At 39.4% G+C, this 23,931-nt stretch carries 20 protein-coding genes and 1 pseudogene; 16 read left to right on the top strand and 5 right to left on the bottom strand.

Features of this window, described 5'->3' with window-relative positions:
* Positions 1-4: 4 nt before the first annotated feature.
* Positions 5-4,861: an RHS repeat-associated core domain-containing protein gene (locus LXF01_RS12565; RefSeq protein WP_180183972.1), complete on the top strand. Its 4,857-nt coding sequence runs from the start codon at positions 5-7 to the stop codon at positions 4,859-4,861.
* Positions 4,862-4,873: 12 nt separating this feature from the next.
* The gene (locus LXF01_RS12560; RefSeq protein WP_180183971.1) at positions 4,874-5,542 is read left to right on the top strand and encodes an Imm43 family immunity protein; all 669 of its coding nucleotides are present in this window, start codon (positions 4,874-4,876) and stop codon (positions 5,540-5,542) included.
* Positions 5,543-5,679: 137 nt separating this feature from the next.
* Here LXF01_RS12560 and LXF01_RS12555 read toward each other — a convergent pair.
* From LXF01_RS12555 to LXF01_RS12540, 4 genes and pseudogenes are all read right to left on the bottom strand, one after another.
* Positions 5,680-6,612: pseudogene (locus tag LXF01_RS12555) on the bottom strand (IS5 family transposase).
* Between the two features lie 173 nt (positions 6,613-6,785).
* Complete coding sequence (locus LXF01_RS12550; RefSeq protein ID WP_120403233.1) at positions 6,786-7,517, bottom strand: Fic family protein; 732 nt, start codon at positions 7,515-7,517, stop codon at positions 6,786-6,788.
* Between the two features lie 792 nt (positions 7,518-8,309).
* Positions 8,310-9,671 carry an ATP-binding protein gene (locus tag LXF01_RS12545; protein WP_233944472.1) on the bottom strand — a complete coding sequence of 454 codons (1,362 nt, stop codon included), beginning with the start codon at positions 9,669-9,671 and terminating at the stop codon, positions 8,310-8,312.
* Positions 9,650-10,339 carry a response regulator gene (locus LXF01_RS12540; RefSeq protein WP_233944471.1) on the bottom strand — a complete coding sequence of 230 codons (690 nt, stop codon included), beginning with the start codon at positions 10,337-10,339 and terminating at the stop codon, positions 9,650-9,652. Before LXF01_RS12540 ends, LXF01_RS12545 begins: the two co-directional genes overlap by 22 nt.
* A gap of 118 nt (positions 10,340-10,457) precedes the next feature.
* Between LXF01_RS12540 and dsbD the strand changes: the two genes are divergently transcribed.
* The 4 genes from dsbD to LXF01_RS12520 all read left to right on the top strand — a co-directional run bounded on the left by dsbD (position 10,458) and on the right by LXF01_RS12520 (position 14,494).
* A complete protein-coding gene (gene dsbD, locus LXF01_RS12535; protein WP_233944470.1) occupies positions 10,458-12,431 on the top strand; it encodes a protein-disulfide reductase DsbD in 1,974 nt (657 codons plus the stop codon).
* Positions 12,428-13,270, top strand: coding sequence for a TlpA disulfide reductase family protein (locus LXF01_RS12530; RefSeq protein ID WP_233944469.1), 843 nt, complete (start codon positions 12,428-12,430; stop codon positions 13,268-13,270). The genes dsbD and LXF01_RS12530 overlap by 4 nt, the downstream gene beginning before the upstream one ends.
* A 21-nt stretch (positions 13,271-13,291) precedes the next feature.
* Positions 13,292-14,044, top strand: coding sequence for a thiol:disulfide interchange protein DsbG (dsbG, locus tag LXF01_RS12525; protein ID WP_233944468.1), 753 nt, complete (start codon positions 13,292-13,294; stop codon positions 14,042-14,044).
* An 87-nt stretch (positions 14,045-14,131) separates the two neighbouring features.
* A complete protein-coding gene (locus LXF01_RS12520) occupies positions 14,132-14,494 on the top strand; it encodes a YidH family protein (RefSeq protein ID WP_233944467.1) in 363 nt (120 codons plus the stop codon).
* Positions 14,495-14,534: 40 nt separating this feature from the next.
* Here the strand turns inward: LXF01_RS12520 and LXF01_RS12515 are convergent, their stop codons facing one another.
* Positions 14,535-14,846: an ArsR/SmtB family transcription factor gene (locus tag LXF01_RS12515; protein ID WP_078193081.1), complete on the bottom strand. Its 312-nt coding sequence runs from the start codon at positions 14,844-14,846 to the stop codon at positions 14,535-14,537.
* A 126-nt stretch (positions 14,847-14,972) separates the two neighbouring features.
* Here LXF01_RS12515 and LXF01_RS12510 point away from each other — a divergent pair, with 126 nt between their 5' ends.
* The 10 genes from LXF01_RS12510 to tcuB all read left to right on the top strand — a co-directional run bounded on the left by LXF01_RS12510 (position 14,973) and on the right by tcuB (position 23,915).
* Positions 14,973-15,389: a YeeE/YedE family protein gene (locus LXF01_RS12510; protein WP_180129832.1), complete on the top strand. Its 417-nt coding sequence runs from the start codon at positions 14,973-14,975 to the stop codon at positions 15,387-15,389.
* Position 15,390: 1 nt separating this feature from the next.
* On the top strand, positions 15,391-15,807 hold the full coding sequence (locus LXF01_RS12505) for a DUF6691 family protein (protein WP_180092321.1): 417 nt from the start codon (positions 15,391-15,393) through the stop codon (positions 15,805-15,807).
* Positions 15,807-16,682, top strand: a complete 876-nt coding sequence (locus tag LXF01_RS12500) for an MBL fold metallo-hydrolase (protein WP_233945473.1) — start codon at positions 15,807-15,809, stop codon at positions 16,680-16,682. Before LXF01_RS12505 ends, LXF01_RS12500 begins: the two co-directional genes overlap by 1 nt.
* 205 nt (positions 16,683-16,887) lie before the next feature.
* Positions 16,888-17,301, top strand: coding sequence for a DUF2946 domain-containing protein (locus LXF01_RS12495; RefSeq protein WP_078193302.1), 414 nt, complete (start codon positions 16,888-16,890; stop codon positions 17,299-17,301).
* A gap of 259 nt (positions 17,302-17,560) precedes the next feature.
* Positions 17,561-18,991 (top strand): cytochrome ubiquinol oxidase subunit I, encoded by a 1,431-nt coding sequence (locus LXF01_RS12490; RefSeq protein ID WP_180115464.1) that lies wholly within the window; start codon positions 17,561-17,563, stop codon positions 18,989-18,991.
* Positions 18,984-19,988, top strand: coding sequence for a cytochrome d ubiquinol oxidase subunit II (cydB, locus tag LXF01_RS12485; RefSeq protein WP_078193076.1), 1,005 nt, complete (start codon positions 18,984-18,986; stop codon positions 19,986-19,988). The genes LXF01_RS12490 and cydB overlap by 8 nt, the downstream gene beginning before the upstream one ends.
* A gap of 11 nt (positions 19,989-19,999) precedes the next feature.
* The gene (locus tag LXF01_RS12480; protein WP_111886050.1) at positions 20,000-20,107 is read left to right on the top strand and encodes a DUF2474 family protein; all 108 of its coding nucleotides are present in this window, start codon (positions 20,000-20,002) and stop codon (positions 20,105-20,107) included.
* 226 nt (positions 20,108-20,333) lie between these two features.
* The gene (locus LXF01_RS12475; protein WP_233944466.1) at positions 20,334-21,239 is read left to right on the top strand and encodes a LysR family transcriptional regulator; all 906 of its coding nucleotides are present in this window, start codon (positions 20,334-20,336) and stop codon (positions 21,237-21,239) included.
* A gap of 126 nt (positions 21,240-21,365) precedes the next feature.
* A complete protein-coding gene (gene tcuA / locus LXF01_RS12470) occupies positions 21,366-22,760 on the top strand; it encodes an FAD-dependent tricarballylate dehydrogenase TcuA (RefSeq protein WP_233944465.1) in 1,395 nt (464 codons plus the stop codon).
* A gap of 3 nt (positions 22,761-22,763) precedes the next feature.
* Entirely contained in the window at positions 22,764-23,915 is a 1,152-nt protein-coding gene (tcuB, locus tag LXF01_RS12465) for a tricarballylate utilization 4Fe-4S protein TcuB (RefSeq protein WP_180129818.1), read from the top strand.
* The last annotated feature ends 16 nt before the right edge of the window (positions 23,916-23,931 follow it).

The following is a 23,931-nucleotide window of genomic DNA, read 5'->3' as shown; positions in this document are numbered from 1 at the left end:
TAGAATGGCTCAAGCTAAAACAGAAGTCGTAAAACCACTTAATGAAGTGGCAATTGCAGATATTAATAATTCTAAGCAAAAAATTGATAAGTGGTTAAAAGATCATACCCATCAACTTGTGGGATTAGACCTTGTTAGTAATGTATTGGGTACAGTTCCAATTATTGGCAATGTCATGGCTGCAATTGATGTGGTGACTGACATTCTTCATATTTATGATAAGGGCTATCAAAAGGCGGATGTCTTTGATTGGACAACCGTGGGTATTGATTTAATTGGTGTTGCTCCTGTTCCTGGTACAACAGCTATTCGTACTTCAGCTCGACCAGCTTTATTCTTAGTCCGCCAAGAAGTTAAAAGAGTTGGCAAATCTGCACTAACTGAAGCTGTTATCACAGTCATTGGTAAACATCTTAATGATCAAGTTGCAGGAAATATTGAGAAGTTTTGTAAAACAGGATTGACACAACTTAATACAATTTTAGGGAAATGTGGGGATACCATACAAGGAGCTACCACTGAAATTAATGGTGGTATTACTCGCGTTGTAACACAAGGTAAAGTATTTACCAACGCAGGTTCTAATCTAACGCGAGCACAGCAACAGGCGGTAGGTATTGCAAAAGGTTTGCAAAGCGGAGACCTGACTCGTGCAGGAAAAAACCTTGTATATATGACAGAAAATTGGGGTAAAGCATTATTTAAATCCAATGTAAATAATAATGCAAAAGTAGTTTCAATGTTGGTTCCCCAAAATTTAAAACAACCTGTTTTAAATGTAGGTGCAACAATTGGTAAAGTTGGCGTAACCGCCAATCAAAAAATCAGAAAGCTTGGTAATAAAGCAGAACCGCAAACGATAGGCTGGTTATTTGAAGTCCTAAGAGTAGGTGCAGGACGTTTCAGAAAGAATAATAAGTCAGCCCAAGTCAAAGCAACACAGACCACACAAGCAAAGAATGATAAAAATAACGCTAAATTAGAAAAATCAAGGAATGAACATCAGGCAACAAATAATGCCAATCAATGTAAGAACTGTAATGGCAGTACTGCAAAATCTATCACCTTCGCAATGGGTACAGAATTTTTAACGCATGCCGATGCTCAGATTCATTCTTTAATTCCTGAAATGTTGATGCGTTCTTACGTTTCTAACTTATATCAATACGATGATTCAATTTTTGGCGCACGTTGGACTACACCATTTAGCAGTAAAATTGTGCCTTGTACCCAATATAATGAAAAGAACCCTAAAGAGAATACGGTTTTAAAGGGATGGGAATACATTGGTGTAGATGGACGTCCAATCAAGTTGAAAGAATTAAAGGTTGGGCAAAGTTTTTATGATGAGGTAGAGACATTTACTTACACGGTCGTCTCTAATGAAATTCGGGCAATTACTTTTGGTTCAAATGAATCACGTTATTATCAAAAATATAACAATGAATATCGACTTACATCAATAGAGCGACAAAATGGATTTAGTGTCGGATTACGCTATGACCATGTATTTGACGATCAAAGTTATTTGTCAGACATCATTTTTAAACAAGACCAAAAAGTTTTAGCACATATCGCATTACAATTAAATCAATATGGCTTGGTAGAAGCGGTATGGTTAGTCGAAGATGGACAACTTAAACGACAACTCTCCGCCTATGTTTATAATGATCAACGCGATTTGATTCAAGCAACCAATGAATTTGGCGCATCATACCAATATACTTATCAGCATCATCTTCTAACTCGTTATACCGATTTAACCCAACGTGGTATGAATCTGAAATGGGATGGGAAATTACCAAGCTCAAAAGCGATTGAAGAATGGGCAGATGATTATAGTTCAGCTCGAAAACTGGAGTGGGACGAAAATGTACGTGTCACCTCAGTAACGGATGTTGAGGGAAATGTTACTGAACATTATTACGGTATCACTGGTTATACCTACCGTATTATTTATCCTGATAATTTACAAGAATGGTTCTTTAGGGATGATGCTAAAAACATTACCTCTCATGTAGCCACAGATGGAAGTGAAACAACATACTCGTATGATGAACGCGGTAATGTTTTAACGACAACCCAAGCTGATGGCGCTACCAGTTATTTTGAATACGATGACAAAGACAACCTCATTGGTATGGTCGATGCTGAACAAGGTCGTTGGTTTAAAGAGTACGACGGTTCAGGAAATTTAATAAAAGAAATTGATCCGCTGAAACATGAAACTGCTTATGCCTATAATGGGATGGGTTTAGTGACATCAATCACCGATGCCAAAGGTGGCTCTAAAGCCCTGAAATACGATGATCAGGGCAATTTACTCAGCTATACTGACTGTTCAGGCAAAGAAACAAAATGGCAATATGATGAACGTGGGCGTGTTAAATCCGTAGAAAATGCTCTAAAACAAAAAGTTGAATATTTCTATACAGAATTTAGTATTGAGAAGCGTGAGTCAATCATCAAAGGCTTACCTTTAAATGCCTTCGGTCAGCTTGAAAAAATCAAACATGCTGATGGGACTGAAGAACATTTTGTCCATGATGCTGAAGGACGTTTATTAGTCCATATTGATCCAAAGCAACAGCAGACACGCTATGAATACGATGCAGCAGGTTTAATAACCAAACGCATCGATGCATTAAACCATACGCTAAAATATCAATGGGATCGTTTAGGACGCCTAAAACGATTGACGAATGAAAATGGTGCAAGTTACGAATTTGTTTACGATGCTGGCGGTCGTTTGATTAAGGAAATTGATTTCGATGACAAAGAAACAATTTATCATTATGATGAGTTAAATGGTCGACTCACCACAAGTATCGAGGTTGCGTCAGCTTATGGACAAGATTTAAAAGATCGGGCAGCACCGAAAGACCGAATTCAACAATTCATCTTTGACAGTATGGGACGTTTGGAACAACGTACCGCAGGCTATGGGCACTATGGCTTAGAACTAGAAGAGAAACAGACTGAAGAATTTGCTTACGATTACATGGGACGTATTCTGCATGCCAAGAATGCAGAAAGTAACCTACAATGGTTCTACGATGCTGCGGGTAATGTGATCAAAGAACACCAACAGGATTATAAGAGCAACACAACAGCGGTATGGAAACACAGCTACGATGAAATCAATGATCGAATCAAAACTATTCGACCAGATGGACAAAACATTGATTGGCTCACCTACGGTACAGGTCATGTACAAAGCCTGATTGTCAATGGACAGGATTTAGTCAGTTTTGAGCGAGATGATTTACATCGAGAAATCACAAGACACTACGCCAATGGCATCAGCCAAGAACAACAGTTTGACCTTGTAGGACGCTTACACAGCCAAATCATGCTCAATGAACATGACAATGGCTACCAAAGCCAGTACAAAGAAAAAAATAACCAACAGAACAATGCGCTGCAACAGACCAGTCAATTGATTCAACGACTGTATCAATACGATAAAACAGGTGAATTGACTGCGATCAAGGATACACGACGTGGTAACATTGCCTACAAATACGATCCTGTAGGACGTTTACTTGAAGCAAGCAGTAAACTCGGTAAAGAGACCTTTAACTTTGACCCTGCTAGTAACATCATAGATCGTTACAATGATGATAAAGCGCAAAATCATGACCAAAGCCACCAACAACAAACAGAAGAAAAAGGCTTTGGCTACAACCGTCTAGTCAATAACGTGGTGAAAGAATATCTCGACCAACAATACCAATATGATGCTTACGGACAACTCGTTCGACAAAAATCTACGCAAGGCGATTTAAACCTTGAGTGGGATGTGTATGGACGCATGATTAAAAGCCGTAACAGCCAATACACCGCAGAATATCGTTATGATGCTTTAGGGCGAAGAATACAAAAGCGTAGTAAGCACCATCATACAGGTGATGAACACAACATCATTTATGGATGGGATGGTGACACACTGGCTTATGAGTCAACGGAACAAGCCACCAAACATTACATTTACGAAAAAGACAGCTTTGTACCGATGCTACAAGTGGTCTATCAAAGCCCGATAGAATTACACCAAACGCCTGACTGGTCAGATAAACCTTATAGCGTACATCGTGATCCATTATGGAAAACTACCAAACAAAGCAAAGGCTTTGATGATGTATGGTTCTACCACTGTGACCATTTAGGCACACCACAAGAAATGACAGATCATACTGGTTCGATCATTTGGAAAGCAGAATATAGGGCTTGGGGTGAGTGTAAGGTTGAAAAAATTAAATCGAATTTCTTTGAAAATTCAGAAATTATTTCAAACAACATCCGTTTCCAAGGTCAGTATTTCGATGAAGAAACAGGATTACATTACAACCGTCATAGGTATTATTCACCTTATGTGGGAAGGTTTGTAAGTAAAGATCCAATTAGTTTATTAGGTGGAAATAATGCATATATGTATGTTAAAAATCCGACGGGGTGGATTGATAGATTAGGGCTTTGTAGCACTACATTAAATAGAAACCTAGGAGGAGTCACAGGTGATCATTTACAAGCACATCATATAATTCCTGAGGAAATTTGGGCAAAACGTAAGGACTTTCTTGATGATATCGGTATTGGTGGGAATAGGGATAAGGCTGAAAATGGAGTATTAATGCCAGATAGTGAAGCAAAGGCAAAACAAATGAAACGTAAATTGTATCATTGCGGGTCCCACCCGATATATTCTACATTAATAAATCAAAAACTGATTAGGATTGAAAATCAATTTAATGATGGAAAAATAACTGCAGCACAAGCACGAGAAAAGGTTGCAAACGTACAAACTAGTATGAGAGTTGTTTTATCAGCACCTGGAAGTAACCCAATTAGATTAAGTTAGGATTGAATAAATATGAATTATTTCGTTTTAAGTGCTACACAAAGTGAAAATTGCCCAATTTCTCTTGTTGAGGATGCAATTTTATATTCGGATAAAGAACAGGCTAATTCAAGTATAGAGCCAGGTTCTTTACCTTGGTATAGTTATAAAACTAGCGGAGATTGTGAATTACCTAAAAATGGAATTTTAGTTCTGAAAAGTAAAAAAACTAAAATGTCATTTCGAAATATTAATAAAAATATTTATGTTGTTAATGAACATTTTAAAAAAATTTTACAAAATTATATAAATGCTGACTTTTTAAATGTGAATGTAGTGAGTGAAAAATTAGAAGCAATTGATGAAAAAGGATATTTTATTTTTAGATTTAATAATTTAGTAAATTACATTGACGTAATTGATTTAAATAAATCTAAATATGAGTTTAGTGAAGGTGCTTTGATTTTAGAAAAAGTTCAAATATTAGAAAGTATAAATGAGAATATTTTTAAAATTAAAGATATTGATCCAGCACAAGATACCTTTTTCATAAGTGAAATTGTTAAAAATGGTATAGAAAAAATCGAGTTTAATGATATAAAAATTCATATTGTTTCTACAGCAAAGTGGAGAGATTCAGATGATTTTACTGTCATGTTTTTAGAAGAAAATGAAGTGAATGAATATGTGTGGCCGATCTAATGATATTGTAAACTGTAATTTTAGAAACAGATATGAATATTATTAACTTCCTTTAAAAATAATAGTACCATTGGAGGTTGTAAAAGGCTTTGTTGCATAAAGATTAGGAAGATAAAACTATCCCAAGTATTCCAAATTTAAGAGACAACTTGGGTATGAGGGCGACCTAATTCTGTGAATCTATTCAAGACGGCCACACGTGCACGAATCTCATTCACCTGACTTGGAAAACTCCTTGCTGTTAATTAATCGCCTAATAATTTGATGCAATACATCTTGGTTTCAACCAAACTTCGACGATGATATCCTGTCCATTTTTTCCATAGCGTCCTACCTATATGTTTAACAGTACGAAGTAATTCATTTCGCTCTAGCGAGCTGGTCTTTTTATCTTTCCATGGCTTCGCATTTTTTCTAAGTGGAATCACCGCATGTGCATCTAGATCTGAAATGACTTGTCGGCAGTGCTTTGTGTCATAAGCTCCATCGGTATAAACAGAGTCAATCTGCTCATCTTGTGGAATTTGATCCAGTAAGTCACCAAGTACCTGTGAATCACTTACGTTGTTTATTGTAAGCTGAATAGCACGTATTTGCAGAGTTTCAGCATCTATCCCAATATGAAGTTTTCTCCATTGGCGACGATATTCAGGCTGATGTTTCTTTCGTTTCCATTCACCTTCACCTAAAAACTTCAAACCAGTGGAGTCCACGAGTAGGTGAAGTCCATCGTTACTTTTCTGATAATTAATCGAAATATCAATATGCTTTTGTCTTCTACAAAGCGTGGTGTAATCTGGAGCTGCCCAATCTAACCCGCAAAGTTTAATCAGGCTCTGAACAAAACCTGTGACCATACGTAAAGAGAGTCTGAATAGAGATTTCATCATTAAACAGCATTGAATAGCGGTGTCAGAGTAAGTTTGATTTCGACCATGTTTGCCTTGTGGTTGTACATACCATTGTGTTTTTGGATCGAACCAAATGGCAATATTCCCACGATTAATGAGAGCTCGGTTATATGCGGGCCAATTGGTTGTGCGATAGATTTTGTGTGTAGGCTTCTTCATTTGGAAATTATATTGCCGAAGAAGCCCTTAAGAACAGCTTTGTGCAATAAAGCCCAATCGAATTAGACGGCATTCTGCAAATGGCTGGTTAAGCCCTGAAGCTTTTGAACAGAATTATTTTAAGAATTTAGAGGGATCGATTGTCCATGATACTGTCTAGGATCAGAATAAATTTAAATCCCCAATACAACTTGATATGGTTTAAATCCATCAAGCACAGCCTCAGAAACTAATTGGATAAATGCTTCAGTTTTACCATAAGCCATCCATTGATCTAAAGCTTCATAGTAAGCCAAACGATTTTCTACTGTAATCACACAAGGCGGATATCCAGCTTTAAGTAATTCGAGATTCATCAATAAGCGTGATGTACGACCATTCCCATCAATAAATGGATGAATGCCTACAAAGTCTGCATGTACTTTAGCTGCACGTTCAATAGGATGTAGCTTATGTGCCTCAGTATTGTACCAATCGACAAGCTGAGCCATTTTATCATTCAACAGTGTATAGTCGGGTGGGTTAGTCGTAGCACCTGAAATCAACACGTTTTGTTGGCGATAACGTCCTGCATTGTCATCATCGATATTTTTTAGAATGAGTTGATGGATATTACGAATCTGCCATTCAGAAAAAGGTTCTTCTTTACGAATAATATCTTCAACATAATAGATCGCATTTCTATGGTTAATTGCCTCGAAATGTTCTCGTAATGCTTTTCCACCAACGGTAATGCCTTCCAAAACCACTTTTGTTTCTAGCAATGTCAGTGTATTGCCTTCAATTGCATTTGAATGATATGTCCAGCGAACAATAAGATCTTCTTGTAGATTTTTTACAATTGCAGGAGAAAGAGGACGATGCTGATCTAATTTTGTTTTTAAGGCATCTATATTGTCAAACATAACTTTCACCCTGAAGTTGTACTCTTGAATGATACATGAAAAAAACAAATATAAAAAAAGGAATGTTATAACATATCTTTTAATGTTAAATGCATACGTGTTAAAATCAGTAACCATTTCAAATCCTGTTCATGAATTTGAACAAAATAAATTTTGTGATTCAATGCGCTAAATCTAATTTGGGTAAAAAATGGGTACAGGTAAAACGCTATTGACTTTATGGTTCACTAAATCAATAGCTTAGGAGTTGAGTTCAATTGACGCCATCTCCACCAAAATTCTTTCCGAAGTAATCCATCGGAATCTAAAAAAGCCCTTAAATTCAATGTTTAAGGGCTTTTTTATTGGCTGTATTGCTTTTCTCTTAAGCAGTGCACCTCAATTTTTGCCTTTTAAGGGTAATTATTTGAACAATTTCTCCATTTAATTTTTAGTCTAGATAATGGGTATATAGATTAACTCATAGATATGAGATGCAGAAAAACATAGGCCCAAGATAAGCATTATCGCCTTTCAAATAAAAATGGCTTATCACCATTAGTCACACCCATTGGACAAAAAGAAAGAAACGTATGCTATACCGTTCAAGGTGAACGCAATTCTGATTCATTCTGTCTATATCCTGAGGGGGAATTTAAAGAAAGCAAGAGAGCTTGCCATTGAACTGAAATACTTGTATTACAGGTCAGTCTAATACAAACATATCAAGCAATTTTTTAAATTGGTCGTTGAGACATGGTTTAAGAATCAAAGAATAAATAGCCATGATCTAAAAATGATAATCTGCTTTATTCAACTCTTTTGAGACAACAGTGTAATCTTTAATCCCTTAGGAAAATTCGGTTCAAATTGGATGGTATAAGCATATTGTTGCAGCATTATTTTGACCAAAGATAAGCCCAGTCCATGACCTTTCTGCTGAGCCGATTTACGCCAAAAACGTTGTCCTAAGTAACGAATGTCTTCGGCATTTAAATGTCGGCCGTTATCTTGAATGCGTAACGTATTTTCCTGCATTCTCACCTCAATTACATCAGCGTTTGCATGCAATAAGGCATTTTCAAGCAGGTTTTTAAGAACAGAATACAAGACAAATTGAGGTAATGCCAAATCACCAAGACTGTGCCAATCGACCTGAATTTTAGCTGTTGCTTCAGGATAAATCAGTGCTAAATCATCGAGTACTTTTGCAATAATGGGCTGTACCTGAATGCTTGCTTTGATCTGTTCAATAGATTGATCAGTATTCGACAACATCAGTAATTGCTCAAGTAAATCAGCATAGCGACGGACACTTTGATTTGCTTGATCCAAGCTATATTGCAATTTCATATTGCCGTCCGTTTTCGCTATCAGTTGTGCCAATTGCACATTGGTTTTAATTGCGGTTAAAGGACTCCGTAATTCATGCGCAGCGTATGCACTAAAGACTTTTTCATTTTCAAGACTTTGATGCAGTTTATGGACTAAGCGATTCGCATTTTGAACAAAAGGGTAGACCTCTGAGGGCATGGTATTGGCATCTAAGCTTGTGAGATATTGGCTTGCCTCATTGAGCGATAAATTTGACTGACTTAAATCGCTTACAACCAGATCCAAGGCTTTAAATTCTCGACGAATAATCAAAACAATTAAGCCGATACACAACAATAATGACAAGATCAGCGGAATTAAGACCGATTGCAAAATCTGTTTTAGCAAAGACTCCCGCAAAAACATACGCTCTGCAGCCACCACTTGAATCTCACCACGGCGTAACACATAACTGCGCCATTGCGTCTCACCTTGTTGCCAAGTACTAAAACCAACTGCTTGCTGACTTAAATCTTTAGGTGCACCGCGTGTTTTGGCAATCACATGCTGTCCTACACTGATGTCAGAGCTAAATAAAGATACTTCGCAAGCGATCAATGGTTCTTGATCTGTGGAATGAAGTTGTTGAGCTAAGGCAGACTCATCCAAGCTTTGCAGTGGTAATTGTTGAATCAGCCGTGCCACCATTTGTGCGGAGGCATGTAGACGTTGATCTAGAGTCTCCTGAAGACGCTTTTGTAAGTCGATATACAGCCAAACAAACACCACACTCCATAAGCCGATCATCACAGCCAAAAGACTACTGACCAAGCGCCATTTTAAGCTGTGTGATTTTTGCATGGGATTGACTCAGGAATTTTAAACATATAACCGACACCACGAATAGTCTGAATATAGTCCGCATGCAATTTTTGCCGTAAATGATAAATATGGACATTCAAGGCATTACTTTCGATACTGTCTTGGAAGCCGTATAACTTATCTAACAGCACTTCATTTTTGAGCACTTGATTTGGATGGCTCATCAAGGTTTCAAGCAAACTGTATTCACGTCGTGAAAGCTGAATCATTTGATCTTGATAATGGACTTCTTGAGTGTCTTTATTGAGCTTTAAGTGGTCAAATTGAATGACATTCGATGAAAAACCGCGGTGACGTCGGGTGAGTGCATGAACCCGTGCAATTAGTTCATCCAGTTCAAAAGGCTTGGTTAAATAGTCATCGGCACCGACATTTAATGCCTCAACACATTGTTGGGTCTGTAACCGTGCGGTTAAAACCAAAACAGGGATATGGATCTGATCTCTGCGCCATGATCGCAGTAAGTCTAAACCATCTTGGTCAGGTAGGCCTAAATCCAGCATACATAGATCGACCGCACTGTGACGGATAAAATAATCCGCATCACGCGCATGACTCACATGTTCTACTGAAATATTTAAAAAATCCAATGTGGCACAAATACTTGAGGCAATATATGGATCATCTTCAACCAAAACAACAAACATAGCGTTTTCCTGACTTCCTGCCTGTATTTTATAAATGATTTATCTTGTTAATGCTCCCTTAATTTATGCTTTTGCATAATCAACTGAAATAGATTTATGTCGGGTATTAAAGTCATCTATGCGTATAGGGTTAGCAGGGGTGTGTGGAATATTCAGTATTTTGAGTATGCAAAGCGCATTGGCTGATTTTTTACCTCCTGATCAAGCATTTGCTTTTCAGGCTGTATCCACAGCTCAAGACAAAGCCAGTTTCACGTGGCGTATTGCTGATGGATATTATCTATATCATGATCAGCTTAAAGTCATTGAAAATGGCAAAGCATTATCACTGCAACTGCCTCGTCCACAGCAAAAAGATGATCCCAATTTCGGCATGACCGACGTACATTATGGTCAAGTGCAAGCGACTGTCGCCATGCAACCCAATCAAAGCTATAAAATTGAATGGCAAGGCTGTGCCGAAAGTGGCTTATGTTATCCAGTACAGCGTACAACCATTCACACCGATGCCGATGGATTATTGCCTGAAAGCAAGCTGAGTCAGCAAAGCACAACGCAAAAGAAATTATTAGATGCAGTCACATCCACCTCATTACCCAATACTGCAATACCTGTAGAACTACAGGCGAAAAACACTGAAACTGTAACAGTTGTAACGCCAGCAAATACAGCAGAAGTCAAAGAGGATGAAAATGGCTTAAATCCATCTTCTGAACCGACTGCATTAACAGGACCTAGCGAAGCCAGTGCGCCAGAGCTAGATGATGCCTTGATGATGCAGGCAAGTTCTGAATCTGTGACTACAAGGAATGCTGAACAGCGCACGAAGCAGGCCGATTGGAACAATGATCAGTACTTCTTTCATTTACTTTCAACAGACAATATTGCACTGAATCTGATCATTTTTTTAGGTTTAGGTGTATTGCTCGCATTCTTACCATGTTCCTTACCACTGATTCCGATCTTATCCAGTATTTTGGTACAACGTCATCGTGGCTATCGTGCCGGCATGATTGCAGGTGTCTTTGTGGTCGGAATGGCATTGATTTATGCCTTGATGGGTTTAGCTGTGGCAGGACTCGGCTATAACTTCCAACGTTGGTTACAAAGTCCCATATTTATTGGGTTATTTGCCGTGATGTTCGTGCTATTTGCATTGAATTTATTTGGCGTATTCCAGTTGTCTTTACCACAAGGTGTATTACAGCGTTTAGATCAATGGCAACAACGACAAAAAGGTGGAACCTTATGGGGTTCATTCATTATGGGCATGATCTCTGCGCTAATTGTCGGACCCTGTATGAGTGCGCCATTGGCAGGGGCTTTGCTGTTTGTTGCGCAATTGCCTGAACCGTGGATGGGGGCTAGTTACCTGTTTATTCTAGGTCTAGGTGTGGGCTTACCATTGTTGATTGCTTGTGTGTTTGGTGCACAGTACTTACCCAAACCGGGCGTATGGATGGATCGTCTGAAATTCACTTTTGGTTTTGTCATGCTGTTGTTGGCGGTGTATTTCCTACGTCCTTTACTGCCGAGCGTGGTTTATTTGACGTTGATGGGACTCTTATTCATCGATATCACGGTTTACATTTTATGGAAGATACGTCCGCATATTTCGCAGATGCCGACGCAACTACTGTTTATTGTTATGAGCTTAGCTACTGCAATATCCGGTGGATGGTATATCACGCAAGCATGGTCACAACTGAGTACAACACAAGCCACATCATTAGTCGCATGGCAAAAAGTACGTACCCAAGCTGAGCTTGAACAGGCACTCAATAAAGTCAAAGGACAAGCAGTACTCATCGATGTGTATGCTGATTGGTGTGTGGCTTGTCAGCCGATTGAAAAAGAGGTGATGCCTCGTGCCGATGTACAAGCTGGTTTAGCACATGTTGCTCGGATCAAACTCGACTTAACAGAATACGAAGTAAGTCAGGATGTCATACTAAAACAATGGCAAATTTTAGGGCCACCGACCTTAATTTTCTTAGATACAGAGCATCAGGAACAGCGCAATCTACGTTTGACGGGTACCTTTAGTGCAGAGCAACTCTTGAACCGACTTAAGGTAGGAGCACAGCGATGATTTCAAATGAAGCCTTGCATCTTGGACCATTCATGTTGCCTTGGGGATTGTTATGTTTGGTGTTGGCTTTGCTGATCACTGCCATGGTTGGACGAAAAATCGGGCAACAAGCACAGTGGTCAACCGAAATCCAACAGCGTTTTCAAGATTCGATTTGGAGCAGTGTTTGGATCGGATTAATAGGTGCACGCCTAGTCTTTATTGGATTAAATCTGGAATCTTATCTCGCATCGCCCATTGATATGCTAAAAATTCAAGACAAAGGGTTTCATCTGATTGGCGGAATAATTATAGGAAGTGCATGGTTTTGGTGGCGAAATTCAGCCATTGCGAACAAAGCAAAGACCACATTATTGCTGATCTTTGTCATGCTCGTGGGGGCAGGATGGACAGCACAAAAAATCACGCATCAAGACAGCCATTATCCAAGTTTGAGTTTTCCAAGTCTGAACCTAGCCAATCAAGGTCAGTCAGAAATGATTGCGCTAGAACAATTTCAAGGTCAGCCGACGGTTGTGAATTTATGGGCGAGTTGGTGTCCGCCTTGTCATCGTGAAATGCCTGTATTACAGCGTGCGCAGGATCATTATCCTGAGGTGCATTTTGTCATGCTCAATCAAGGTGAAGAGGTCGATACAGTCCGTACTTATCTCACAAAACATCAATTCAGTTTTCAAAATATTTTGCTCGATATGCAGGTTGAAATGCCACAAGCAGTGAACAGTTTAGGTTTACCCACTACCTTATTTTTTAATGCACAAGGTCAGTTAATTGAGCGTCATCAAGGCGAAATCAGTCAAGCGATGTTGCAACAATACTTAAAGAAAATGAATCCATAAATTAATCATAGGATATGCGTCATGAATACTTTACTTAAAACCAGTTTATTCATCGGAACACTGTTGACGGTGGCATGTGGTGTCAGTGCTAATCCGAATACCATTAAAAAACAACTAGAAAAAGAAGGCTTTCAATTTGTAAAACAAATTCCTGCACCCGAAGGTTTAACAGGTTGGGTAGGGCATGAAGATCAATATTCCAATACCATTTTTATTTCTAAAGATGGTAAATATTATATAAAAGGTGAGTTGTTTGATACCCAAGGCAATAATCTTTCAAACACCCAAATTGAAACCCATATGAAAAAAGCCATTTTGGATGATGTATGGAAAACATTAGAAGGTTCAACTTGGATTCAAGATGGCAAAAGCGATGCACCACGTATCGTCTATGTGTTCTCTGATCCAAATTGCCCGTATTGCCATAAATTTTGGCAAGAAGCACGTCCTTGGGTAGAGTCAGGCAAGGTTCAATTGCGTCATGTTCAAGTGGGTGTGATTCGTGATGAAAGCCGTGCTCAGGTGGCAACTTTACTGATGTCAAAAAATCCAACAGCCGTATTTAATGACATTAATATCAATCGTGGCAAAAATCGTCTTAAACCAGCTGAAAATATTCCTTTAGAGATTGCAGAAAAAATTGATTTTAACCAAAGCTTAATGGGCAAATATGGTTTCTTCTCCACACCATCCATTGCTTGGCGTGACAGCACAGGGAATTTCCGATCAGCACAAGGGATGCCGAGTGATCTCAAAGAAGTCTTTGAAAAATAAGTCAGAGAGAGGGTCACCAAGCCAGCATAATAGTTATTATGAGATCATGTTAAGCTCAGCATTAAAATAAGGAAATCAGGAAACTCGATGTCAAATTTACAAGATCCACGCGTATTGCTTGCTTTGGAACGTACAGCATTGGCATGGAACCGCAGTGGTTTAGCGCTGATTGCCTTTGGTTTTGTGATTGAAAAATCAAATGTATTGCTACAATTACTGCACCCTGAGCAATATCAGCACAAAATTATCTATGGACAATGGCTTGGCATTGCCGTGATTGTGTTTGGTTTATTGGTGAACTTTGCCTCAATTTTGCAATATCGTCGAGGATTAAGCTCATTAACCGAACAGGAATTTATTGAGGATTATCAGACCCAACATCCCGTGTGGCTGAATTTATTGACCATGCTGACTGGATTTTTACTGATCATCTCATTTTGGATTTACTAAACTTGGCTGAGCCTCCATACAAAAGCATGCACAAAAATGTTTATTCCTGACAGTACAATTGATACAGCGTTTGCATAATACCCAGCACTTTAGGGTCTGCCAATTGATAAAAAATTTGTTTGCCTTCGCGACGTGTCGAAACAATTTTATTGTTCCGTAAAACGGTCAATTGTTGCGATAGGGTCGGCTGATGAATATCGGTACATTCCTCAATTTGCTGAACATTTAATTCGCCATTGATCAACACACATAAAATTTTTAAACGGTCAGGATTTGATAACACTTTCAAACAATTGGAAACGGTATCAACCTGCGTAAATTCAATTTTTAAGTTATCGAATGCGATGTTCATAACGTCTAACCTGAATCATAAAAAGCAAAAGGAGCAAAGTATATCGAGATAATAACATAAAATGACTTGATTAATATATAATATTATATAATATAAGTTTAAATATTGTTTTATGGCGCATTAACTATGCATGATTTTGTGACAGCGTTTCTTGGTGGTGCTCTGTTGGGTATAGCAGTGGTGGGTTATTTGTATGTCCATGGGCGTATTGCAGGCATCAGTGGCTTGATTGCGCAGGTACTGAATCCACAGACGATTTTTAAAACGCCTGCACTGTGGTTTCTTTCAGGCTTGATCATCACGCCATTTATTTATGGTCTTTTTGTACAACCAGAGATTATCGTGTCTGCTAGCCCAATAATGATGATTATTGCTGGTTTACTGGTGGGTTTTGGTACCCGCTTAGGTTCTGGTTGTACCAGTGGTCACGGTATTTGTGGGATCAGCCGATTATCTAAACGTTCCATCATTGCAACTATGACCTTTATGTTTGCAGGCTTTATTGCTGTATATGTCGTTCGTCACTTGATTGGAGCATTCTAAAATGAAAAACTTTTTAGCTTTTGTATTTGGTTCGCTTTTTTCAGTGGGTTTGATGTTCTCTGGCATGTCTAATCCGCAAAAAGTGATCGATTTTTTAGACATATTTGGTAATTGGGATGCAAGCCTTGCCTTTGTAATGATGGGGGCAATTGCTGTGGCATTTATTCCATTCCAAAAAGCGGTACGTAGCAGTGCACCAACCACAGTATTTAATGAGCAGATTGATTTACCAAGTAACAATAAAATTGATTCAAAGCTTATTATAGGTGCCTTAATATTTGGTGCAGGATGGGGGATTGCCGGCATTTGCCCAGCGCCAAGTTTCACCTTAATTGGCTTAGGACATTATCAAGTTTTATATTTTATAGGGGCGATGCTTGCAGGCGTGTTGATTCACCGTAAATGGTCAGGAGCTTAATTATGCAACAACCGATTGTTCAGGATTTTTTTGATCAAGCGACCAATACATTTAGTTATGTGGTGAGTGATCCGGTAACCAAGCGCTGCGCTATCATTGACAGTGTTTTGGACTATGATGCGGCTTCGGCAACCACCTCGACCACCCATGCTGATGCAATCATTGCATATGTCAAAGTACAAGATTTAAAAGTAGATTGGATTTTGGAAACCCATGTGCATGCCGATCATTTGACTGCAGCACAGTATTTAAAATCTGTACTCGGTGGCAAAATTGCCATGAGTCATCATATTGCCTTGGTGCAAGAAACCTTTAGTGCCATTTATAATTTAGATATCAAGCAGTTTAATGCTCAACAACCATTTGATTATTTATTTGATGATCATGAGCATTTTCATATTGGTGAGCTAGAGGCATATAACATCCCGACACCAGGTCATACGCCTGCATGTTTAAGTTATGTAGTGGGTGATGCAGTTTTTGTCGGTGATACTTTATTTATGCCAGATTATGGCACAGCACGTTGTGATTTTCCGCGTGGTAGTGCAGATACCTTATTTGATTCGGTGCAAAAACTGTATCAATTGCCAGCCTCCACCCGGGTGTTCTTGTGCCATGACTATTTGCCAAAAACGCGTGATGAATATCACTGCCAAACCGATATTCAAACGCAAAAAGAGCACAATATTCATATTCATGAGGGAACTACAAAATCTGAATTTGTGCAGATGCGTCATGAGCGGGATGCAACTTTAAGTATGCCTAAACTGATTTTGCCATCGATTCAAATCAATATGAAAGCGGGTCAATTTCCCGAACCTGAAGAAAATGGGGTGTCGTATTTAAAGTTACCGCTTAATTTTTTTAAAACCTAAAAATATTGTATTTCAAATTATTAAAGACTTATTTATGTCTTTATCTTAAAAATTCATATTTAGATCTTTAAAGTGAATATTCACTTTAAAGATCTTGGTATTTTAGGTATATTTATTCTATAAAGCTGACTTGTATGATCGGATTTCAAGGAATCACTGCTTTTTAAGTATTTTTGCTTTCGTTGGCATCTGTTGAGAGAATATGTTGCTAAGACAGAGTGGACTGTTTTTTGCAATTTTAACTTTAGTTTTGCAAATCGCAGTATATTTACAACCACTATTACCCGAAGAATTTCAAATTGCTCCGGTATGTCTCTCTATTACACATAATTTACTGTCCCCAGAAAAGCACAAACACGTACATGAGACGTATAACGAACTTGTTCATCATCTGACCCACGATCATAATCACGACGATCACAATGGACATAACCATCAATGCCAATACTGTACCGTCTATGGTGATGTTGTCCTACCTTTTGATTTTGAGATAGTTGAAATCATCGATAAGATTCAAGTCCGTCTTAGTTTCTATAAAGATGCTTTCCGACATGTATATTTCTCGCTGCAAAGGCTTTACTTACTTCCACAAGGTAGGGCACCTCCACACACACTTTAAATCCTAATCAGACCAACAATTTGAATTGTTGATTTACCTCGGTATTTAAAGAGTGATTTTATGAAACTTTATATTTTTGCATCGTTTAGCGGATGCGAACAGAATCGGTTCGCCTATATCATTAGGCTAAAACAATTGATCAAATCCCAACAGATTCACAACAGTCTGCGTCATCGTACTGATCTATCTTTCCTAAAGCAGTCCCGAAATTATGGGCCGTTAGTGGTTCACCGCATAATTCCACAATAAGGTGATAGACATGGATTTAGGTTTGACAGCACTTGAATTGGCGCGAATTCAATTCGCTTTTACAGTTTCTTTTCATATTATTTTCCCTGCAATTTCCATTGGGCTAGCAAGTTTTCTTGCGGTCTTAGAATGGCGTTGGCTTAAAACACAAGATCCCGTTTACCGTGATCTGTTCCAATTTTGGATCAAGGTGTTTGCATTGTCTTTCGGAATGGGAGTGGTTTCAGGGGTAGTCATGAGCTACCAATTTGGCACCAACTGGAGTGAATTCTCTCGTATTGCGGGTAGTGTCACTGGCCCCTTACTCAGTTATGAGGTCTTGAGTGCCTTCTTCTTAGAAGCGGGTTTCCTAGGCATTATGCTGTTTGGGTGGGGAAGAGTGGGTCCTAAAACCCATTTCTTTGCCACACTGATGGTGGCAATTGGCACCTGTATTTCCATGTTTTGGATTTTATCTTCCAATAGCTGGATGCAAACTCCACAAGGCTTTAGCTTTGAAAATGGCATTATAGTGCCGCAAGATTGGTTTGCTATCGTTTTTAACCCATCATTCCCTTATCGCTTAGCGCATATGGCTCTAGCAGCATTCCTTGTATCTGGCTTATTGGTCGCTGCTACTGCAGCATGGCACTTACTCAAAGGTCGCCGTGATGCCTTAGTAAAAAAATCATTTTCTATGGCGATGTGGATGATTCTCGCACTTGCACCTTTACAGGTATTTGTGGGGGATATGCATGGTCTAAATACATTAGAACATCAACCTGCGAAACTTGCTGCAATTGAAGGACATTGGGAAACTAATAAAGATCATGGCATGCCGTTATATTTGTTCGGTATTCCTGATATGGAGGCGGAAGAAACCAAGTATGCAATTGGCATTCCGAACCTTGGTAGTCTGATCATGACGCACACCTTAGAGGGAGAGGTGAAAGGCTTAAAAGAATTTGCCCCTGAAGATCGACCAAACTCGCTCATAGTATTTTGGAGCTTCCGCATTATGGTCGGTATGGGAGTCTTGATGATTTTGCTTGCTCTGATGGGTGCATGGTTGCGTAAAACTGGGAAATTTTATGAGTCAAAATGGCTCCACAAATTTGCCTTATGTATGGGACCTTCAGGCTTTATTGCCTTGCTTGCTGGTTGGTTTACCACAGAAGTCGGTCGTCAACCTTGGGTCGTGTATGGCGTACTGCGTACCAAAGATGCCTTGTCACCAGTATCGGCAGAACAAGTCGGTTTAACCTTAATAATCTTTGTGATTGTCTACTGCGTCGTATTTGGTATTGGGATTTATTACATGCTCAAATTGATGGTTAAAGGACCACAGTTCATTCATTCTCAAGCCCATAGCGATGGTGAGGTCATTCGTGCATCAAATCGTCCAATGAGTACCATTGATGAGTCGCTTGAAGTACAACCACAGGAGAAAAACCATGATTGATTTATCCTTAATTTGGGTAGTAATCATTGCTGTAGGTGTGCTGATTTATGTGGTACTCGATGGCTTTGATTTAGGGATTGGTATCCTTTTTCCTTTAGTAAAAGATCGCCAAGAACGCGATGTGATGATGAATACCGTTGCACCAGTTTGGGATGGCAATGAAACATGGATGGTTTTAGGTGGTGCAGGCTTATTTGCGGCATTTCCATTGGTGTATTCGACTGTGCTTTCTGCGCTGTATATGCCGATTATCTTAATGGTCATCTCACTGATTTTCCGTGGTGTCGCCTTTGAGTTTCGTTTTAAAGCGAACCGCACTAAACATTTATGGGATCAAGCGTTTATTTGGGGCTCGATCTTAGCATCATTCTTCCAAGGTATGATTTTAGGTGCTTATATCCAAGGGATTGAAACCACCAATGGTATTTATAGTGGTGGCGGATTGGATTGGCTGACCCCATTTTCAATTTTTACTGGGATTGCTGTAGTGGTGCTGTATGCCACCTTGGGCTGTGGTTGGCTGATTTTTAAAACGGATGCACGTGTTCAAAATCATATGTTTAGCCTCATGCCAAAACTGATTATCGCCTTATTTGTGATTTTTGCTGCAGTGAGTATTTACACCCCATTGGTACATGCAGAGATTGCAAATCGTTGGTTTAGCTTGCCGCAACTGTACTATTTTAGTCCTGTGCCGATTTTAGTATTGATCTTCACATTATTGGCTTTACGTGCCTGTAAAAGACGTCAGGAATTTGCGCCATTTATTTATACACTTGTCTTAGTTGTGCTGGCATATACAGGGTTCTTAATCAGTCTATGGCCAAATATCATCCCACCATCCGTCACCATTTGGCAGGCAGCAGCACCGCAAAGCAGTCAATTGTTCGCCTTGATTGGAGCATTGGTGCTGATACCGATTATTTTGTTCTATACCGCACTGTCGTATTGGGTGTTCCGTGACAAAGTTCGTGTCGGCGATGATGGCTATCATTAAGGAGAATCATCATGAAACTGAATCAAGCAGGCTGGTTTATTGTGCTATGGCTTGGTGGTGTCTTGAGTTTGGCGCTTGTCGCAGGGTTCTTTAGACTGCTGGTGCAGTGGGCTTACTAGAACCTATTCCTTAAATCTGAATCCACTATCTTGCCGGGTAAGATAGTGGATTTTTTTTGAGGGACTAAAGGTGAATTGAGTAGGTAGAATATGACAAGTTAAAGTGTCGAAATACATAAAATATATTTTTTATATTCAATACTTCTTTTGAATGATTTTTCTGTTTTTTTTGCTTCTATATTGTTAAAACTAACATGAAGCATTGAAAAAATCTTAAGGAGCGTGAGTGGAACTTAAACAGCTCAAATATTTCATCACCATTGTAGAGTCTGGAAGTTTAGGCAAAGCTGCACAAAAACTTGAGGTTGGCACATCGGCACTCAGTCAACAGATTGCCAAACTTGAAGATGAACTTTGTACACGTTTATTACAGCGAAATTCTACAGGTGTGACGCCCACGCCAGCGGGTTTAGCATTTTTTAAGCAAGCTCAACTTTCTCTACGTCATGTGCAATATGCCATTGAGGCGGCGCACTCATCTCGTCTGACGGGTCATGTCAGCGTTGGATTTTCACCCAGTATAGCGTCAGTTCTGGGCATACCATTTATGCAGCTCATGTCAGAGCGTTATCCTGATATTAAAATTCATTTAGTTGAAAGTCTCTCGGGAAATTTAACCAATTTAGTCAACTCAAGACAGCTCGACATTGCCATTATTTTTACCCAAGATGTCGATGCCAATTGGGCAGTACAACCGTTATTAAAAGAACAAATGTTTCTTATGGCAAATCGTTCTTTACTGAAAGGGTATGGCTTTGAACACTGCATTGAAAATGGAAAAATTGATTTAGAAAATGTGAATCGTTTGCCTCTGGTACTACCAAGCCAACGACATGGTCTACGTAAATTCATAGATCAAAAGGTTGAGGGGCTGGACGTAAATTATGAAGTTGATGGTTTACACTTACTCATGAACTGTGTCAGCAACTTAAATATGGCGACTATTCAACCTGTCAGTGCACATTTTGATTATCTCAAATCAGATATTTGTTTACTCAAAGTAGTCGAACCAGTGCTGGATCGAATTAATTATCTTATTAGTATTGCTGAAGAAGAGCTATCACCTGCCAGTCTGGCAACCAAAGTAGCCATTAAAAGTTGTGTTAAAGAGTTGATCAACAATGGTTTATAGCCTAGCGCTGAACTATTAGACTTTTAGCCTATTTAATTTTACTAAACACCTATTTAAAAGTTGCCTATCACAGCGCTAGGCAGTTTTGGTCTTAAATTACATCAAATTCGAAAGGGAAGACATCGAATGCATGATGTAATTGTAATTGGCGGTGGGAATGCCGCTTTATGTGCAGCATTGACAGCAAGGGAGGCTGGCGCTTCAGTTTTATTGTTAGAAGCAGCACCAAAGGAATGGCGCGGTGGAAATTCACAACATACCCGTAACCTGCGTTGTATGCATGATGAACCTCAAGATGTGTTAGTCGATGCCTATCCAGAAGAAGAATATTGGCAGGACTTACTCAAAGTGACTGCAGGTAAAACCAATGAGCATTTAGCGCGTTTAGTGATTCGAACTACGGCAACTTGCCGTAATTGGATGCGTCAACATGGGGTAAATTTTCAACCACCATTATCTGGTGCATTACATGTAGCACGGACCAATGCTTTTTTTATGGGTGGCGGTAAAGCTTTGGTGAATGCCTATTTTAGAAGTGCAAAAGATTTAGGGGTCGAGATTCGCTACAACACAAAAATCAATGAACTGATTATTGAAGATGGGACATTTATTGCGGCTATCGCTGAAGATGGCACGCGTTTCGAAGGCGCTTCATGTGTATTGGCTGCAGGTGGATTTGAGTCCAATCGTGAATGGTTAAAAGAAGCGTGGGGACAAAATGAAAATGGCGAATGGCCTGCAGATCATTTCATTATACGAGGCACACGTTTTAACCAAGGCAACTTATTAAAGTTCATGATTGATCAGGGTGCAGATATTATTGGCGACCCATCTCAATCACATTGTGTCGCAGTTGATGCCCGCGCACCTCTCTACGATGGTGGCATTTGCACCCGTATTGACTGTGTTTCACTCGGCATCGTGGTCAATAAAAATGCGCAACGTTTTTATGATGAAGGCGAAGATTTCTGGCCGAAACGTTATGCCATTTGGGGGCGTTTAGTTGCAAAACAGCCAAGTCAGATTGCGTATTCAATTATTGATTCAAAATCGGTTGGGCGTTTTATGCCACCAGTCTTTGAAGGTACTAAGGCAGATACGATCGAAGAGTTGGCAGAAAAATTAAATCTAGATGTTGCGACTTTAGTTCAAACAGTGAAGGACTATAACCAAGCCTGTGTGGCGGGTGAGTTTAATCACACGGTACTGGATAATTGCCATACTGAAAATTTAACGCCCGCAAAAACACATTGGGCTGTTCCTTTAAACCAACCGCCATATTATGCCTACGCTTTACGTCCGGGCATTACTTTCACCTATCTAGGCTTAAAAGTCGAAGATGATGCCGCTGTGCGCTTTGAAAATGTCGCGAGTCCAAATCTATTTGTTGCAGGCGAAATGATGGCAGGCAATGTACTTGGGCAAGGTTATACGGCCGGTGTAGGTATGTCGATCGGAACGACATTTGGCCGGATTGCAGGAAAAAATGCGGCTCAAGCTGCGTTTAAACTGGGAGTTTAAAGAATGAATGCAAATGTTAAAAACTTAATACCAGTTGTGCAGCTCACGGATCATGAACAACAAGTAAAACAGGCTTTACAGATTTGTAATGCATGTCGTTACTGCGAAACATTCTGCGCGGTTTTCCCTGCAATGACCAAAAGACTTGAGTTTACTCAAGCCGATATTCATTACATGGCAAATTTATGTCACAACTGTGGCGCATGTTTACATGCCTGTCAGTATGCGCCTCCGCATGAATTTGGCGTCAATATTCCTCAAGCCATGGCACAAGTCCGCCTAGAAACCTATCAAGAATTTGCAGTTCCTGCATCTTTTGGTGCGATTTATAAAAAGACCGGAATTCCGCTAGTTTCTGCGATGTCGGTATTTTTTGCATTACTGATGCTCTTGGGTGTTTGGCTCAATGGCACCAATATCTTTGGTCAATATCAAGGGAATTTTTATGCAATTTTTCCGCATAACTTTCTTGCCGTGTTATTTGGTTCTGTATTTATCTTAGCTTTTATGCTTTTGGGCTTGGGAATAGCAAAATTTTGGAAACAAACTTCAAAAATTATTCCAGAAGGCGTTGCTCAACCCGATATTTTACAAGCGTCAAAAAATGTCCTGACCTTAAAATATTTAGATGGTGGACATGGTAAAGGCTGTAATGAAGAAGATGATCGTTATACGCAAATCCGCCGTGTTTTCCATCACTTTACGATGTATGGATTTTTACTTTGCTTTATGGCAACCAGTGTCGCGACGATGTATCACTACTTTTTAGGCTTAGAAGCACCGTATGCCTACACCAGTTTACCGGTGATTTTAGGTACATTGGGCGGTATTGGTCTGATCATTGGACCGATCGGGCTGCTTCATCTCAATATTAAACGACATCCGATGCATGGTGATGCAAAACAAAAACCTATGGACCGTGGTTTTATCTTCCTTTTATTGCTGATCAGCATTACAGGTCTGGCGTTATTGGTATTTCGCGATAGTTCCGCAATGGCTCTCTTGCTGATTGTTCATCTTGCAACCGTTATGACTTTCTTCTTGACGATCCCTTTTGGTAAGTTTGCGCACGGCTTTTACCGAAGTGCCGCATTACTAAAATTTGCCGTCGAAGAACGTGTCGCAAAACTTAAAACGAATTCAAAAACCAAGTAAGCACCCAAACCACAAC

This window comes from Acinetobacter sp. SH20PTE14, assembly GCF_021391555.1.
GTDB lineage: Bacteria > Pseudomonadota > Gammaproteobacteria > Pseudomonadales > Moraxellaceae > Acinetobacter > Acinetobacter amyesii.
The sequence above is the reverse complement of the archived record's forward strand: the minus strand, read 5'-3'. Positions and strand labels throughout refer to the sequence as shown.